The following is a 13812-nucleotide window of genomic DNA, read 5'->3' as shown; positions in this document are numbered from 1 at the left end:
CAGGCCAACTGGATGGTCGGCGCGCCGCTCGCGATCGGCAGCCTCATCTTCGTGCCCATCGGCGTGCGGCTTGCCTACCGGCTTCCTGAACGCAAGCTGAGAGCTTGCTTTGCGCTGATGCTGTTTGCGACGGTGGCGTTGTTGGCGTTTGAGGGCTAAACCTCCAAAAAAATAGCCGCCCCGCCGCCCGGCCGCCCGAAGGCGGGGCAGCCCCCTTGGGGGGCAGCAAACGAGCGGAGCGAGTGCGGCGTGGGGGCAACAATTCTTTAGAGACAGAAAAATTGTGGTTCCGTGTTGAACCTTCTGGAGGGGCGGGCTTCCAACCGCATACGGGACCCGCGGCGATCTTGCCGCCCCGTAACGGCAGAAGGCATATGCCTTCACCAACCAGGAGTACTTACATGACGACTCACTCCCGCATTGCTGCGTTTCTTTCCACCTCGGCCCTTTGCCTCGGTCTCGCTGCCGCACCGTCGGCATTCGCGGCTGGCGCCAAGTCCGGCGACAACAAGACTCAGGCGCATCACAAGCATCACAAGGCTGACAAGTCGTCCGCCAAGCACTCGGCCGGCGCAGCGACCAACCACAAGTCCGGCGCCACGACGCCGACGAAGTAGCAACGTCGGGCGGCGACGCCCAAGTTCCTTTGCGCGACAAAGACTGACCGGACACGCGGGGGCCGGAAAGTCGAAAGCCTCTCGGTATGGGCGCCGAGAGGCTTTTTCATTTCTGCATTCAAGCCGCGCGCCGCGCAGGCGGCGGCATTCGTTTATTCCACCGGCGTGATCACGCGGCCGGTCTCGAAGAACGACTGCAGGTTCTCCAGCATCATGTTTTCCATCGCGAGGCGCGTTTCCTCGGTGGCGCTGCCGATGTGCGGCAGCAGCACGGCCTTGTCGCTCTTGATCAGCGCTTCCGGCACCTTGGGCTCGTGCTCAAAGACATCGAGCGCGGCGCAGCCCAGCTTGCCGTCTTCAAGCGCGGCGACCAAAGCGCTTTCGTCGATGACCGGACCGCGTGCGATGTTGACGATGATGCCTTTGGGGCCCAACGCCTCGAGCACCTCGCGGTTCACCAGGTGACGCGTGCTCGGCCCGCCGACGGTCGCCACGATCAGGAAATCGGCCCACTTGGCCAGGTCCGTCAGCGAGGCCTCGTAGCCGAACTCGACGTCGTCGCGCTTTCTGCGGTTGTGATAACGCACGTCCATGTCGAAGCCCGTGCCGCGCTTGGCGATCGCTTCGCCGATACGGCCCAGGCCCACGATGCCCAGCTTCTTGCCGCTGACGCGCAGCCCCAGCGGAATGCTGCCGTGCACCTGACCCCATTGGCCGGCACGCACGAAGCGTTCGCCCTGGCCCATGCGGCGCGCGCCGGCGATCAACAGGCCCCAGGCCAGATCGGCCACGCAATCCGTCAACACGTCCGGCGTATTGCTGACGAGCACGCCACGCTTGCGCGCGGCCTCGACATCGATCGTCTCGTAGCCGACGCCCCAGCTGCAGATGGCCTTCAGGTCGGGCAGCGCGTTGATGAGTTCGGCGTTGGCGCCGAAATTCGCGGAGGTGACGACGGCGGTGATGCCCTTGCCGTGTTCGGCCAGCGCGGCCTTGCGATCCGGGTACTTCCACAATTCGATGACGTCATAGCCGTCGGCCAGGCGCTTGTTGGCGGAGGGAGAGCCGGCCAGCGAGCCGACCTGGATGATGCGTTGCTTGGTGGTCATGTTGTCGTACGGTTGGGTGGCGAAGGTTTCATGCTACTTGATTCATGCGGGAGACCGCGGCCCGCCCCGCATCCGCGGGATCGGGACGGGCCGCGGAAAAAAGATGCCCGCTTTCGGGCATCCCGTCGCTTTACTCGAGCTGAATGTTGGCTTTCTGGATCACGTCCTTCCAGCGCTTGACCTCGGCTTGCTGGAAGTCGGCAAACTGCTGCGGCGTGTTGGCCACGACTTCAAAGCCCAGTCCTTGCAGCGTCTTCTGCGTCTGCGGTTCGCGCAGCGCGGTGCGCAAGGCCTCGGCCAGCTTGTCGACGACCGGCTGCGGCGTGCCTTTGGGCACGGCAAAGCCCTGCCAGGAATACACGACCATGTCCTTGATGCCGGCTTCGGCCAGCGTGGGCACGTCGGGCAGGTCCGTCGCGCGCGTGTCGCCCGTGATGGCCAGCGCCTTGAGCTTGCCGGCCTTGATGTGGTTCTGCACCGCGCCCAGGTTCTGGAACGACACGTTGACCTGTCCGCCGATCAGGTCCGCGATGGCCGCGCCGCCGCCTTTGTACGGCACGTCGACGCCGGTGCTTTGCGTGCGTTGACGGAACAGCACGGCCGACAGGTGGTCCGACGACCCCGTGCCCGACGAGGCATACGACACCCGGTTCGGATTCTTCTTGGCGTAGTCGACCAACTCGGCCACGGTGCTGGCGGAAAAGGACGTGGCCGCGACCAGCACATTGGGATTGCGCACCGCCTGCGTCAGATAGGTGAAGTCCTTGCTGGGGTTGTACGAAAGATTCTTGTACAGCGCCTCGTTGATGGCGAAGGTGCCGATGGATCCGACCATCATGGTGTAGCCGTCGGGCGTGGAGCGGGCCAGCGCCTGCGCGCCGATGGCGCTGTTGGCGCCGGGCTTGTTCTCGACGACGAAGGTCTGTCCCAGGATCTTCGACAGCGCCGGCGTGACCGAGCGCCCGGTAATGTCGGAAGACCCGCCTGGCACGAAGGGCACGATCATGGTGACGGGCTTTTCCGGGTAACCGGCGGCAAGGGCCGCCGGCGACCCAAGCACAACGGCGCCCGCCGCGAATACGGCGCTGATCAGTCTGTTCATGGTGTCTCCTGGTTCGCGTGATGATGAAGAGCCCGCCGCTCACGCGTTGCGGACGGGCCCCGGATCGGCGCAGGGTCAGTCGACCTTGGCGCCGGATTTCTTCACAACGTCGGCCCACTTGACGGTTTCCTGGGCCATGAACTGCTTGAACTGGGCGGGCGTGTTGCCGGATGGCGTCGCGCCTTGCGCCTGGAGCTGTGCGCGCACGGGCTCCTGCTGCAAGGCCGCCGCCACGTCGCGCTGGACCTTTTCCACGATTTCCGCAGGCGTGCCGGCCGGGGCCAGCAGGCCAAACCAGCTCGATGCCTCGTAGCCCTTCACGCCGGCTTCGGCCATCGTGGGTACGTCGGGCAAGGCGGGCGAGCGGTTGGCGGTCGTCACGGCCAGCGGGCGCAGCTTGCCGGCCTTGATGAAGCCCATGGAAGAAGGGAGGTTGTCGAAGATCAGGTCCGCCTGTCCGGCCATCACGTCGGTGAGCGCGGGGCTGCTGCCTTTGTAAGGCACGTGCGTCATGCGCGTGCCGGTCATGCTCTGGAAGAGTTCGCCCGACAGGTGCGTGGACGTGCCGTTGCCCGTGGACGCCATGTTGACGCTGTCGGGATTGGCCTTCAGGTACTTGATCAGGTCCGCCACGTTGCGGATGCCGTGCTTGTCGGCGAACTTGGGGTTGACCTCGAGGATGTTCGGCACCGGGATCACCAGCGTCACCGGCACGAAGTCCTTGACCGGGTCATACGGCAGCTTGGCGTACACGGACTGATTGATGGCGTGGGTGCTGACCGTGCCCATCAGGAATGTGTAGCCGTCCGGGGTGGCGCGCGCGGCTTCGGCCGAGCCGACGTTGCCGCCGGCGCCCGCCTTGTTGTCGACCACGACGGGCTTGTTCCAGCTCTTGCCCAGTTCGGCCGCCACGACGCGCGCGGCGATATCGGCTGTGCCGCCGGCGGGGAAGGGCACGATGATCTTGACTTCGCGTTCGGGGTAGTCCGCGAAGGCCGGCGAGGCCGGCAGGGCAAAGGCGGTGGCCGTCAGCAGGGCGGCCGCAATAAACCGGCCTCGCACAGGGGCTGCATGCATGGAATTCGTCTCCTCGGTGTGCGCGTGGCCGCGCATCGTTTCTGGGGGTATTCCGCTCCCGGCGAGCCGGGAGCTCAAAGCCGCATGCGGCCCGCGCCTCATGCGACTGTGTGCTGCCGAACTACTTGTAAAACAAATATAGGTATTGAGCTATAGCTTGTCAACCAAGTATACTTTTTTCACCTTACTTATCTGACAACCGCACTGACAACCCACCCGCCAGGAGTCCCTTCCATGAAAACCACCCCGGTCACCGCCCAGGACCTGCAGCGCTCGGTCATCGCCGTGCCGCCGCTGGCCCGCAACGCCGATCTGTCGCTGAACGAAGCGGCCAACAAGACGCTGCTCGGCCACCTGGAAGCGGGCGGCGTGCGCAACGTCATGTATGGCGGCAACGCCAACTTCTACAACGTGGGTGTGAGCGAATATGCACGCATCGTGGACATGCTGGCAAGCCTGGCAGGTCCGGACACCTGGATCCTGCCCTCGGTGGGGCCCGACTACGGCAAGATGATGGACCAGGCCGCCATCCTGCGATCGCGCACCTTTCCGACCGCGATGCTGCTGCCCATGTCCTTCCCCTATACCGACGCCGGGCTGGCCGACGGCGTGCGCCGCTTCACGGATGCGCTGGGCAAACCTGCGGTGGTCTACATCAAGTCGGCCGACTACCTGGCCCCGGAAACCGCGGCGCGCCTGATCGAGGAAGGACGCCTGGTCGCCTTCAAGTACGCCGTCGTGCGCGACAATCCTTCGGAGGACGCCTACCTGTCCGCGCTGCTGCAAGCCGTGGATTCGCGCTGGGTCGTCAGCGGCATCGGCGAGCGCCCGGCCATTGTCCACTATCGCGAATTCGGCCTGAAGAGCTTCACGTCGGGATCCGTCTGCGTGGCGCCGCGCGGTTCGATGCGCCTCCTTCATCTCTTGCAGGAAGGCCGCTTCGACGAAGCCGAAGCCGTGCGTGAGCAGTACATGGGCCTGGAAGACTGCCGCGACGGCATCAGTCCCATTCGCGTGCTGCACGACGCCGTGACGCTGTCGGGTGTGGCGGACATGGGCCCGATGCTGCCGCTCCTGACCGGCATCTCCAGCACCGAACGCGAACGCGTGGCGCCCGTGGCGCGCGCGCTGGCCGCCTGGGACCGCGATACCGCCACGGCATGACCGCGTGCGGCGCAGCGGACGCAATGCGGGTACGATGAGCGCCGTCCGCGCATCGCAGCAGTCTTTCAGGGCCTGTTCTCCGCGCGAGGACAGGCCCTACTACCAGGAGTTTCCGTGGCTCGACCCAAAGCATCCCCCTCATCCACGCCGCACGCGCCCGACGAGGCGCAAGCGCCCGCCGCGCCGGTGCTGGAACGCGGGCACCGGGTGCGGCTGGCGGACCAGCTTTACGGGCAGATCTTCGAACAGATCGTGTCCGGCGGACTGAACGTCGGCGACAAGCTGCCGTCCGAAAACGAAATCTCCGAACGCTTCGGCGTGTCTCGGCCCGTCGTGCGCGAAGCCTTGCTGCGTCTGCGCGCCGACGGCCTCATCACCGCGCACCAGGGCCTGGGCACCTTCGTCAGCCACCAGCCCGCGCCGCGCCTGAAGGCATTTAACGATGTGCAGAATGTCAGCGCCTATCTGCGCGCGCAGGAGGTGCGCGTGGCGCTGGAGGGCGATGCCGCGCGCCTGGCCGCGCTGCGGCGCACCGACGATCAGCTTGGAAAGATCGCCGACGCGCACGCGGCGTTTGCCGACACGCTGGCAAAGGGACAAGTGTCCGCCGAAGCGGACCTGGCGTTTCATGCCAGCATCGCCGAGGCCAGCGGCAACGACTTCTACCTGGGCGTGCTGGAAAGCATCCATGAGTCCATCAGCGGCTTCATGCGCCTGACGCTCAACCTGACGCGCACCGGCTCGCGCCAGCGTGCGCAGCGCGTTGTGGACGAACATGCCACCATCCTGGACGCCATCCGCGAACAGGACGGCGAACGCGCGCGCGTCGCCATGCAATTCCATCTGGGCCAGGCCCGCCACCGACTGGTCGACCGCGACCGGGACTGACGCCGCCGACGCCCGCCACACCTACAAGACGACAGGAGACAGACAGTGTCAGGGAACGGAGCAAACGCCACGGCCGTGCCGGTGGAGCAGGTGCGAGAACAGATCCTGCAGGTGCTGATGGCCTGGGGCATGGCCGAAGACCTTGCCCACATCACCGCGGGCCTGATGGCGCGCACGGACCTGCTGGGCATCGATTCGCATGGCATCTCCATGCTGCCCGCTTATGAGGACAAATGGCGCGCCGGCACGCTGCGGCTGGACGCACGGGCCCGCGTGGTGCGCGACGGCGGCGCCAGTGCGCTGATCGACGGCATGGGCGGCCTGGGTTATCCAGTGGCGGCGCAGGCCATGAACCTGGCCGTGGACAAGGCGTTGGAACACGGCGTGGGCGCTGTCTCGGTCTGCAACTCGCACCACTTCGGCGCGGCAGGCGTCTATGCGCGTATCGCGGTCGAGCGCGGCGTGGTGGGACTGGTCACCAGCAGCGCCAACGGCGTCATCATGGTGCCCACGCGCGGCGCGATGCCGATGCTGGGCACCAATCCCATCGCGTTCGGCGCGCCCGCGGCGTACAACGAACCCTTCGTGCTCGACATGGCGACGACGACCGTCGCGGCCAACAAGGTCAAGGTGTACGACTTTCTGGGCAAGCCCTTGCCGCCGGGCTGGGCCGTGGACGGGCAGGACGCGCCGGTCACGGACGCCGACGCGGCCATGCAGTACATCTTCAAGCGCCCCGAGGGCGGCCTCACGCCGTTGGGCGGCACCACCGCCATGAGCAGCCACAAAGGCTATGGCCTCGCGATGATGGCGCAGATCCTGGGCGGCACGCTCAGCGGCAGCGCGTTCGCCGCGCGGCGTGCGGCCACGCGCCGTCCCGGCGAGCCCGACGACGTCGGACATTTCTTCCTGGCGCTCAACCCCGACGCCTTCCGCGCGGCGGGGTCGTTCGAAACCGACATGGACGACATGATCGACGCCATGCACGACACGCCGCCGGCCAACCCTGCCGAGCCCGTGCTGGTGGCGGGCGAGCCCGAAGCGGCCGAGCGCATGCGCCGGCTGCGCGAGGGCATCCCGATTCCCGCGGCGCTGGCCGAACGCCTGCGCGGCATCTGCGAGCGCGCTGGCACGCCGTACCTGCTGGATCCCGCCTGACCCGGCGTCGGCAAGCGATTCCACGTTCTCTTTCAAAGACATGAGGGCAGCAATGAATTCACCTCTTCCCAATCGCTTTCGGCAACGCATCCTGGCCCGCGAGCGGCTCATCGGATTCTGGATGTGCATGTCCAGCCACATCGCCGCCGAGCTCGTCGGCCTGGCGGATTTCGACTGGCTGCTTCTGGATGGCGAGCATTCGCCGAACGAGGTGCCGATGTTCCTGCAGCAGCTCCAGGCCTTGCAGGGCAGCGCCAGCGCCGCGGTGGGCCGTCCGTCCTGGAATGATCCGGTCGAGATCAAGCGGCTGCTGGATATCGGTTTCTACAACCTGCTGATTCCGTTCATCGAATCCGAAGAAGACGCGCGCCGCGCGGTGGCCGCCACGCGCTATCCGCCGCAGGGCATCCGCGGCGTGGCGGGCGCGATGCGCAGCAACCGCTACGGCACGGTGCCGGACTATCTGCACACCATCAATGACAACATCTGCGTGCTGCTGCAGATCGAAAGCCGACCCGGTATCGAGGCAGTGGACGAGATCGCCGCCGTCGAAGGCGTGGACGGCGTATTCATTGGCCCGTCAGACCTGGCGGCAGCCCTGGGACATATTGGCAATCCCGGCCACCCCGAAGTGCAGGAAGCGATCCGCCATCTGCATCAGCGCGTGACCGCGCAGGGCAAGTCCGTGGGCATTCTTGCGCCCGTGCATGCGGACGCGCGCCGTTATCTGGACATGGGCATGCACTTCGTGGCCGTAGGGACCGACCTTGGCGTGTTCAAGCAGGCGACCTTCGCGTTGCGCGAGGCGTTTCCGACTTGATGCCTTGATGCGGCAGGCGCCGTGCGGGGCGCCGGCCGTTAGAAGCGAAACCGCTACGACGGCGCCGGGCAGACTCACTGTCCGGCGCCGTTTGCGATTACTGGCGGCTTATTCTTCCAGCGCCAGCAGCTCGGCGACGGTCTGGCGGCGCCGGATCAGGCGCGCCTCGCCCTGGTCCAGCAGCACCTCCGGCGCGAGCGGACGGCTGTTGTAGTTCGAGGACATCGACGAGCCGTAGGCGCCCGCGTTGTGAAAGACCATGAAGTCGCCGATGCGCGGACGCGGCAGCAGCTGGTCGGACATGACGCCGCCTTCGTTCTGCGTGAACACGTCGCCCGATTCGCACAACGGGCCGGCCACTGCGATGCGCGTCTGCGGCACGTCCTGCGGGTCGCTGCCGTCCGGCGCATGCACCGAGATGCGGTGATAGCTGCCATACATGGCCGGGCGCATCAGATCGTTGAAGCCCGCGTCGACCAGCGCGAAATCGCGCTCGGGACGCCGGTTGATCGAATGCACCTCGGCGACCAGCACACCGGACTCGGCGATCAGGAAGCGGCCGGGTTCGATCTCCAGGCGGATCTCATGACCCAGATACTGGGCGATGCGCTGGCGCGCCGCATCCCATTGCTCGAAATAGTGATCGCAGTCGATGCGCGGCTCGCCGTCGCGGTAGGGGATCGACAGCCCGCCGCCTGCGGAGATGGCTTCGATGTCGTGATCCAGCGACTTCACCACGTCCACCATGGCGTCGCACACGCTGGACAGATGGCCGTAGTCCACACCCGAACCGATGTGCATGTGCACGCCCACCAGCTTCAGGCCGTGGCGGCGGACGATGGCGATGGCTTCGGCGACGTCGCCGATCCAGATGCCGTGCTTGCTTTGCGGGCCGCCGGTGTTGGTCTTGTTGCTGTGGCCGTGGCCAAAGCCCGGATTGATGCGCAGCCAGACGCGATGGCCCGGCGATGCCTCACCCACGCGCGACAGCATGTCCAGCGATCCGGCGTTGACCGTGATGCCCTGCTTGAGCGCGGTGGCCAGCGTGGCGTGGTCGATCAGGTCGGCCGTGAAGACGATGCCTTCCGGTTCGCTGCGCGGGTCGAAGCCGGCGGCCAGGCTGCGCTCGATCTCGCCCAGGGATACCGCATCCACCACCACGCCCTGCGCGCGCATCAGGCGCAGGATGTGCAGGTTCGAGCACGCCTTTTGGGCGTAGCGGATCGTATCGAAGCGGCGCAGTTGGGAGATGCGTTCGCGGATGACGGCGGCGTCGTACACCCAGAGCGGCGTGCCGTGTTCGGCGGCAAGTTGGGTGAGCTGGCGCGGATCGAAGGTCATGATGGAAGTAGCCGTGTGGAAAGTGAAGCGAAGGCGGCATGATGCCTGCGTCAGTCCATCCAGTAAAATGCTTTCATTTCGTGGATCGATTCATTTCTGATATGGGGAGCGCGATGCTGACGCATCGTCATATTGAAGTCTTTCGCGCGGTGATGATCGCGGGCAGCGTCACCAAGGCAGCCGAACTGCTCAATACGTCGCAGCCCACCGTCAGCCGCGAGCTGGCCCGCATGGAGCAGACGATCGGCTTCGCGCTCTTCGAGCGTATTGCGGGGCGCCTGCGGCCCACCATGCCCGCGCTGGCGCTCTTTGAAGAGGTGCGGCAGTCCTACGCCGGCCTCGAGCGCGTGGCGTCCGCCGCGGCCCGTTTGCGGGCGTTCCGCGAAGGGCAGCTCTCGGTGATTACCTTGCCAGCGTTTTCGCATTCGATCCTGCCCGACGCGTTCCTGCGCTTTCATGGCCGCCACCCCGGCGTGAGCCTTTCAGTCGAAACCCAGGAGTCGCCACTGCTCGAAGAGTGGCTGACGGCGCAGCGCTACGATCTGGGCCTGACCGAGCACGATGCCCCGCCCGCCGGCACCCGGCTGGAACTGCTGGTGCAGGTCGACGAGGTCTGCGTGCTGCCTGACGGCCATCCGCTGCTGGCGCGCGCGGCAGTCGACTTGGCTGATTTTGAAGGGCAGGCCTTCGTCAGCCTGTCCGCCAGCGATCCTTACCGCGTTCAGATCGACGAAGCGTTCGCCCAGGCGAGCGTGTTGCCCCGATCCATTGTGGAAACGCCTACCGCGGTGTCCGTCTGCACGTTCGTGCGTCAAGGGCTGGGCCTGGCGATCGTCAATCCGCTGACGGCCCTGGACTTCGTGGGCCGAGGGCTGCACATCCGGCCCCTGACGCGGTCGTTTCCATTCCGCGTCAATGTGGTCCTTCCGGAACACCGTCCGGGCAATCCGCTGGTCGGCGCGTTCATGGAATCGCTGCGCGACGCGGCGGCAGCCATCAAGGGCCGGCTTGCGGCGGCAGAATCGGCATGAAGGAGGAGGGCACGGCCGAGCGGGGTCGGCCTTGGGGGTCGGCCTTGGGGGTCGGCCTTGTGCGCAGGCAACAAAAAAGGATGCCCGTGGGCATCCTTCTTCATTTGCCGTATTCGTGTCGCCCCGTAAGACCGGGGCGGCAGAATGGCTTAGGCCAGCGCCTTGATGGCGGCAGCCAGGCGGCTCTTGTGGCGAGCGGCCTTGTTCTTGTGGATGATGTTCTTGTCAGCCACGCGATCGATCACGCTGGTGGCCTTCTGGAACACTTCGCCAGCCGCAGCCTTGTCGCCAGCGGCGATGGATTGGCGAACGCGCTTGATGGCGGTGCGCAGCATCGAGCGCAGGCTGGAATTGTGCTTGTTGCGCTCAACGGATTGGCGAGCGCGCTTGCGGGCTTGGGCGGTATTGGCCATGTTGCTTTGTAAGTTGAATTCGGCAAAGTCGAACATTGTAGCAAGCCCCGTGGGGAATGCAAGCTTTTAATGTCGCTTTAACCGATGGAGCGCCCGTCAACCGGGCGGGAGGGCGCTGCTGGGAAGAATTCCCGGGTTGGAGAACCCTTGCGTCTGATCCTCTTGAAAACTCGAGGAAAATTCGCGGCGCCTATCGATAAAACCAGTGGTCAAACCACTGGATAAAAACTAGGTATCGATTATACAACGGAAACCGCGCGGCCCGGCACACCTTCGGGGTGGCCGTTGTCAGGCGGCGACGTTGATGGAGACAAACCAGGGCGTAAGACGGCGCACCTGGATGGGCATCTGGTCTTGCAGGCTGTCCAGCGCGGCGTCGGTGTCGTCCAGCGGAAAGTGGCCGGATACGGGCAGGCCGCCGGCGGCCATGGACACGCGCAAGGTGCCGCTGCGATAGGGGCGCAGCGCCGCGATGATTTCGCCCAGCGGGCGGCCACGGGCCTCGACCCAGCCCGATTCCCAGGCGGCTTCGGCCATGAGCTCGGCGCGCGGCGTGTCCATGCGGGCGTTGTCGAAACGGGCGCCGGTGCCGGCGCGGATGGTGCCGTGCGCGCCGGACATGGTTTCGACTTCGACTTCGTGTTCGTGCACCACCACGACCGTACGCTGCGCCTGCTGGCGCACCATGTAGCGGGTGCCTAGCGCGCGAACCGTGCCCTGCGCGGTCTGCACGAGGAAGGGACGGCGGGAATCGGGTGCGACCGACACCGTCACGGCGCCATCCAGCAGACGGACCTGGCGGTACGCAGGCGTGAAGTCCAGGTTGACGCGGCTACGGGCGTCCAGCAAAAGCTGGCTGCCGTCCGACAGCAGGTAGCGGCGGCGTTCGCCCGTTGCGGTGGCCGCGTCGGCGGCAACGTTGTTCAGCGGGTAGAACGCATTGCCGACATAGGCAGCGGCGGCGCCGGTACTGGCGAGCGCAAGCGCGCCAGTCAGAAAACGGCGGCGGGGCGGCACGATGGCGGCGGGCGGGGGCGGGATCAGCGACTGGGCAGCGGCAGCGGCATCGCCGCTGCCGGTGGCATAGGCGTCGCCCAGCCGGCCGAACGACGATCCTGCCAGGGTGCCCGTCAGTTGCTGCCAGGCGTTTTCATGGACAGGGTCGGCCGCTCGCCAAGCCAGGAAGTCGTTGTAGTCTTGGGCCGTTGCCTTGCCGGAGCGCAGCAACAGCAGCCAATTGATCACCTGGTCCGCCATGGGTTGTCCTTGGGCGTACTTCAATTCATGCTTCCCGCAGGCAGGTGCCTACAGGGGGTCCTCTCAGTGGCAATTTTTAAATCATAAAGGTTTTTTACCAAAGATTACGGGGTGGTTGTCAATTCTTGACGAAATTAATGCGAAAAGCCGGCGTTTGGCCGGCTTTTTGAAGGCAATGTAGCCCGAACGGGCGGAATTACTGCTTGGGGCGTCGTCCAAAATCCCTGGGACGAAATCCAAACAGTAACAACATTCCGAAGTACACCACGCCGCTCGCCGCCAGCACGCCTGCCAGCAGCAGGGCGCGCTGGCCGGAATGCGTCTGCAGCGCAATCCAGTTGATGCGGGTGTCCGCGTACCACAGCAGCGCGGCCAGCCCGGCCAGCGCGGGCACCAGGCGCAGAGCAAATGCGGTCCACCCGGCGCCTGGCACGTAGACGCCGCGGCGGCGCAGTCCAATCAGAAGGGCCAGGGCGTTCAGGCAGGCGCCCAGGCCGATGGCCAGGGCCAGTCCCGCATGGGCCAGCGCCGGCACCAGCATCAGGTTCAGGAGCTGCGTCACTACCAGCACGGCGATGGCGATCTTCACGGGGGTGCGGATGTCCTGCTTGGCATAGAAGCCGGGGGCCAGAATCTTGACCGCCAGCAGGCCGATCAGCCCGGCAGAGTAGGAGATGACGGCCAGGCGCGTCTGCAGCACGTCCTGCGCACTGAAGGCGCCGTAATGGAACAGCGTGGCGACCAGTCCATCGGACAGCATCGCCATGCCCACCGCGGCGGGCAGGCCCAGCAGCAGCACCAGACGCAAGCCCCAGTCGAGCAGCGCGCTGTAGCCGCCGTGGTCGTCGCGGGCGTGCGCCGCGGACAGGCTGGGCAAGAGGACGGTGCCCAACGCCACGCCCAGCAGGGCGGTGGGGAATTCCATCAGGCGGTCGGCGAACGACAGCCAGGTCACGCTGCCCGGCGTGAGCCACGTCGCGATATTGGTGTTGATCAAGAGCGAGATCTGCGCCACCGACACGCCCAGCGTGGCGGGCGCCATCTGCTTGAGGATGCGCTGCACGGTGGGATCGGCCCAGGCCTGCCCGAAGCGCAGCGAAAAGCGGGGCGTCAGGCCGAGGCGGGCCAAAGCAACCCATTGCACCGCCAACTGCAGCACGCCGCCGATCATGACGCCGACGGCCAGCGCGTAGACCGGCACGTCCATGCGCGGCGCAAGCCAGATGCAGGCGCCGATCATGGACAGGTTCAGCAGCACGGGGGTGAAGGCGGGCACCGCGAAGCGCCGCCACGTATTGAGCACGCCCGACGCGAAGGCGATCAGCGACATGCAGAGGATGTACGGGAACATCATCCGCGTCATCCAGACCGCCGCGCCGAATTCGGTGTCGCGTGCCGCGCCGCGCAGGCCGCTGGCCATGGCGGACACTACCCACGGCGCCGCGACGATGCCGATCAGCGTGACCAGCATCAAGGCAGCGGTCAACAGCAGGGCCACGCGGTCCAGCAGCGTGCGGACTTCTTCTTCGGAGCGGTTGTTGCGCGCGGTGCCCAGGATGGGGACAAACGCCTGGGCGAAGGCGCCCTCGGCGAAAAGGCGGCGCAACAGATTGGGAATGCGGAAAGCGACCCAGAAGGCGTCGGTAATGGGGCCGGCGCCAAACGCGCGGGCCACCAGGATGTCGCGGATCAGGCCGGAAATGCGGGACAGCAAGGTGAAACTGCTGACCGTGGCCGCCGAACGGAACAGGCTCATGGGTGGACTACTGAAGTGAATGCGGGCCGGATCGCCGCGTTGATGGGGACGGAATGCCGGCCATCAGCGGGGCCGGCAC

At 66.1% G+C, this 13812-nt stretch carries 14 protein-coding genes; 7 read left to right on the top strand and 7 right to left on the bottom strand.

Going from position 1 to position 13812, the window contains the following annotated elements; translation table 11 throughout:
• Together RT697_RS16535 and RT697_RS16530 are read left to right on the top strand one after the other, a co-directional pair.
• Positions 1-159, top strand: a 159-nt coding sequence (locus RT697_RS16535; protein WP_313700297.1) for a TSUP family transporter, incomplete at its 5' end; no start/stop codon positions are given.
• A gap of 242 nt (positions 160-401) precedes the next feature.
• The gene (locus tag RT697_RS16530) at positions 402-617 is read left to right on the top strand and encodes a hypothetical protein (RefSeq protein ID WP_313700291.1); all 216 of its coding nucleotides are present in this window, start codon (positions 402-404) and stop codon (positions 615-617) included.
• Between the two features lie 152 nt (positions 618-769).
• Here RT697_RS16530 and RT697_RS16525 read toward each other — a convergent pair whose 3' ends face one another.
• From RT697_RS16525 to RT697_RS16515, 3 genes are all read right to left on the bottom strand, one after another.
• On the bottom strand, positions 770-1726 hold the full coding sequence (locus RT697_RS16525) for a 2-hydroxyacid dehydrogenase (RefSeq protein ID WP_313700289.1): 957 nt from the start codon (positions 1724-1726) through the stop codon (positions 770-772).
• 130 nt (positions 1727-1856) lie between these two features.
• Positions 1857-2828: a tripartite tricarboxylate transporter substrate binding protein gene (locus RT697_RS16520; RefSeq protein ID WP_313700287.1), complete on the bottom strand. Its 972-nt coding sequence runs from the start codon at positions 2826-2828 to the stop codon at positions 1857-1859.
• A 75-nt stretch (positions 2829-2903) separates the two neighbouring features.
• Positions 2904-3905, bottom strand: a complete 1002-nt coding sequence (locus RT697_RS16515) for a tripartite tricarboxylate transporter substrate binding protein (protein ID WP_313700285.1) — start codon at positions 3903-3905, stop codon at positions 2904-2906.
• Positions 3906-4139: 234 nt separating this feature from the next.
• Between RT697_RS16515 and RT697_RS16510 the strand changes: the two genes are divergently transcribed.
• The 4 genes from RT697_RS16510 to garL all read left to right on the top strand — a co-directional run bounded on the left by RT697_RS16510 (position 4140) and on the right by garL (position 7935).
• A complete protein-coding gene (locus RT697_RS16510) occupies positions 4140-5069 on the top strand; it encodes a dihydrodipicolinate synthase family protein (RefSeq protein WP_313700283.1) in 930 nt (309 codons plus the stop codon).
• 114 nt (positions 5070-5183) lie between these two features.
• Positions 5184-5957, top strand: a complete 774-nt coding sequence (locus RT697_RS16505) for a FadR/GntR family transcriptional regulator (RefSeq protein ID WP_370633056.1) — start codon at positions 5184-5186, stop codon at positions 5955-5957.
• Between the two features lie 117 nt (positions 5958-6074).
• On the top strand, positions 6075-7115 hold the full coding sequence (locus tag RT697_RS16500) for an Ldh family oxidoreductase (protein ID WP_409517448.1): 1041 nt from the start codon (positions 6075-6077) through the stop codon (positions 7113-7115).
• A 52-nt stretch (positions 7116-7167) separates the two neighbouring features.
• Positions 7168-7935: a 2-dehydro-3-deoxyglucarate aldolase gene (garL, locus tag RT697_RS16495; RefSeq protein WP_313700281.1), complete on the top strand. Its 768-nt coding sequence runs from the start codon at positions 7168-7170 to the stop codon at positions 7933-7935.
• Between the two features lie 108 nt (positions 7936-8043).
• Here garL and lysA read toward each other — a convergent pair whose 3' ends face one another.
• Complete coding sequence (lysA, locus tag RT697_RS16490; protein ID WP_313700280.1) at positions 8044-9276, bottom strand: diaminopimelate decarboxylase; 1233 nt, start codon at positions 9274-9276, stop codon at positions 8044-8046.
• A gap of 113 nt (positions 9277-9389) precedes the next feature.
• On the opposite strand from lysA, the gene RT697_RS16485 reads away from it, so the two are divergent.
• On the top strand, positions 9390-10307 hold the full coding sequence (locus RT697_RS16485; protein WP_313700278.1) for a LysR family transcriptional regulator: 918 nt from the start codon (positions 9390-9392) through the stop codon (positions 10305-10307).
• 149 nt (positions 10308-10456) lie between these two features.
• Here RT697_RS16485 and rpsT read toward each other — a convergent pair whose 3' ends face one another.
• The 3 genes from rpsT to murJ all read right to left on the bottom strand — a co-directional run bounded on the left by rpsT (position 10457) and on the right by murJ (position 13733).
• Positions 10457-10720, bottom strand: coding sequence for a 30S ribosomal protein S20 (rpsT, locus tag RT697_RS16480; RefSeq protein ID WP_043542310.1), 264 nt, complete (start codon positions 10718-10720; stop codon positions 10457-10459).
• A 288-nt stretch (positions 10721-11008) separates the two neighbouring features.
• Positions 11009-11977 (bottom strand): FecR domain-containing protein, encoded by a 969-nt coding sequence (locus RT697_RS16475; RefSeq protein ID WP_313700276.1) that lies wholly within the window; start codon positions 11975-11977, stop codon positions 11009-11011.
• 196 nt (positions 11978-12173) lie between these two features.
• The gene (gene murJ, locus RT697_RS16470; protein WP_313700275.1) at positions 12174-13733 is read right to left on the bottom strand and encodes a murein biosynthesis integral membrane protein MurJ; all 1560 of its coding nucleotides are present in this window, start codon (positions 13731-13733) and stop codon (positions 12174-12176) included.
• Between the last annotated feature and the right edge of the window lie 79 nt (positions 13734-13812).

This window comes from Achromobacter sp., from assembly GCF_032113835.1.
GTDB lineage: Bacteria > Pseudomonadota > Gammaproteobacteria > Burkholderiales > Burkholderiaceae_B > Achromobacter.
The sequence above is the reverse complement of the archived record's forward strand: the minus strand, read 5'-3'. Positions and strand labels throughout refer to the sequence as shown.

Bases quoted from the DNA above. Each gene is read 5' to 3' on its own strand.
- rpsT (WP_043542310.1), bottom strand. From the start codon at position 10,720: ATGGCCAATACCGCCCAAGCCCGCAAGCGCGCTCGCCAATCCGTTGAG.
- RT697_RS16475 (WP_313700276.1), bottom strand. From the start codon at position 11,977: ATGGCGGACCAGGTGATCAATTGGCTGCTGTTGCTGCGCTCCGGCAAG.
- RT697_RS16525 (WP_313700289.1), bottom strand. From the start codon at position 1,726: ATGACCACCAAGCAACGCATCATCCAGGTCGGCTCGCTGGCCGGCTCT.
- garL (WP_313700281.1), top strand. From the start codon at position 7,168: ATGAATTCACCTCTTCCCAATCGCTTTCGGCAACGCATCCTGGCCCGC.
- RT697_RS16530 (WP_313700291.1), top strand. From the start codon at position 402: ATGACGACTCACTCCCGCATTGCTGCGTTTCTTTCCACCTCGGCCCTT.
- RT697_RS16510 (WP_313700283.1), top strand. From the start codon at position 4,140: ATGAAAACCACCCCGGTCACCGCCCAGGACCTGCAGCGCTCGGTCATC.
- lysA (WP_313700280.1), bottom strand. From the start codon at position 9,276: ATGACCTTCGATCCGCGCCAGCTCACCCAACTTGCCGCCGAACACGGC.
- RT697_RS16520 (WP_313700287.1), bottom strand. From the start codon at position 2,828: ATGAACAGACTGATCAGCGCCGTATTCGCGGCGGGCGCCGTTGTGCTT.
- murJ (WP_313700275.1), bottom strand. From the start codon at position 13,733: ATGAGCCTGTTCCGTTCGGCGGCCACGGTCAGCAGTTTCACCTTGCTG.
- RT697_RS16485 (WP_313700278.1), top strand. From the start codon at position 9,390: ATGCTGACGCATCGTCATATTGAAGTCTTTCGCGCGGTGATGATCGCG.
- RT697_RS16515 (WP_313700285.1), bottom strand. From the start codon at position 3,905: ATGCATGCAGCCCCTGTGCGAGGCCGGTTTATTGCGGCCGCCCTGCTG.
- RT697_RS16500 (WP_409517448.1), top strand. From the start codon at position 6,075: ATGGCCTGGGGCATGGCCGAAGACCTTGCCCACATCACCGCGGGCCTG.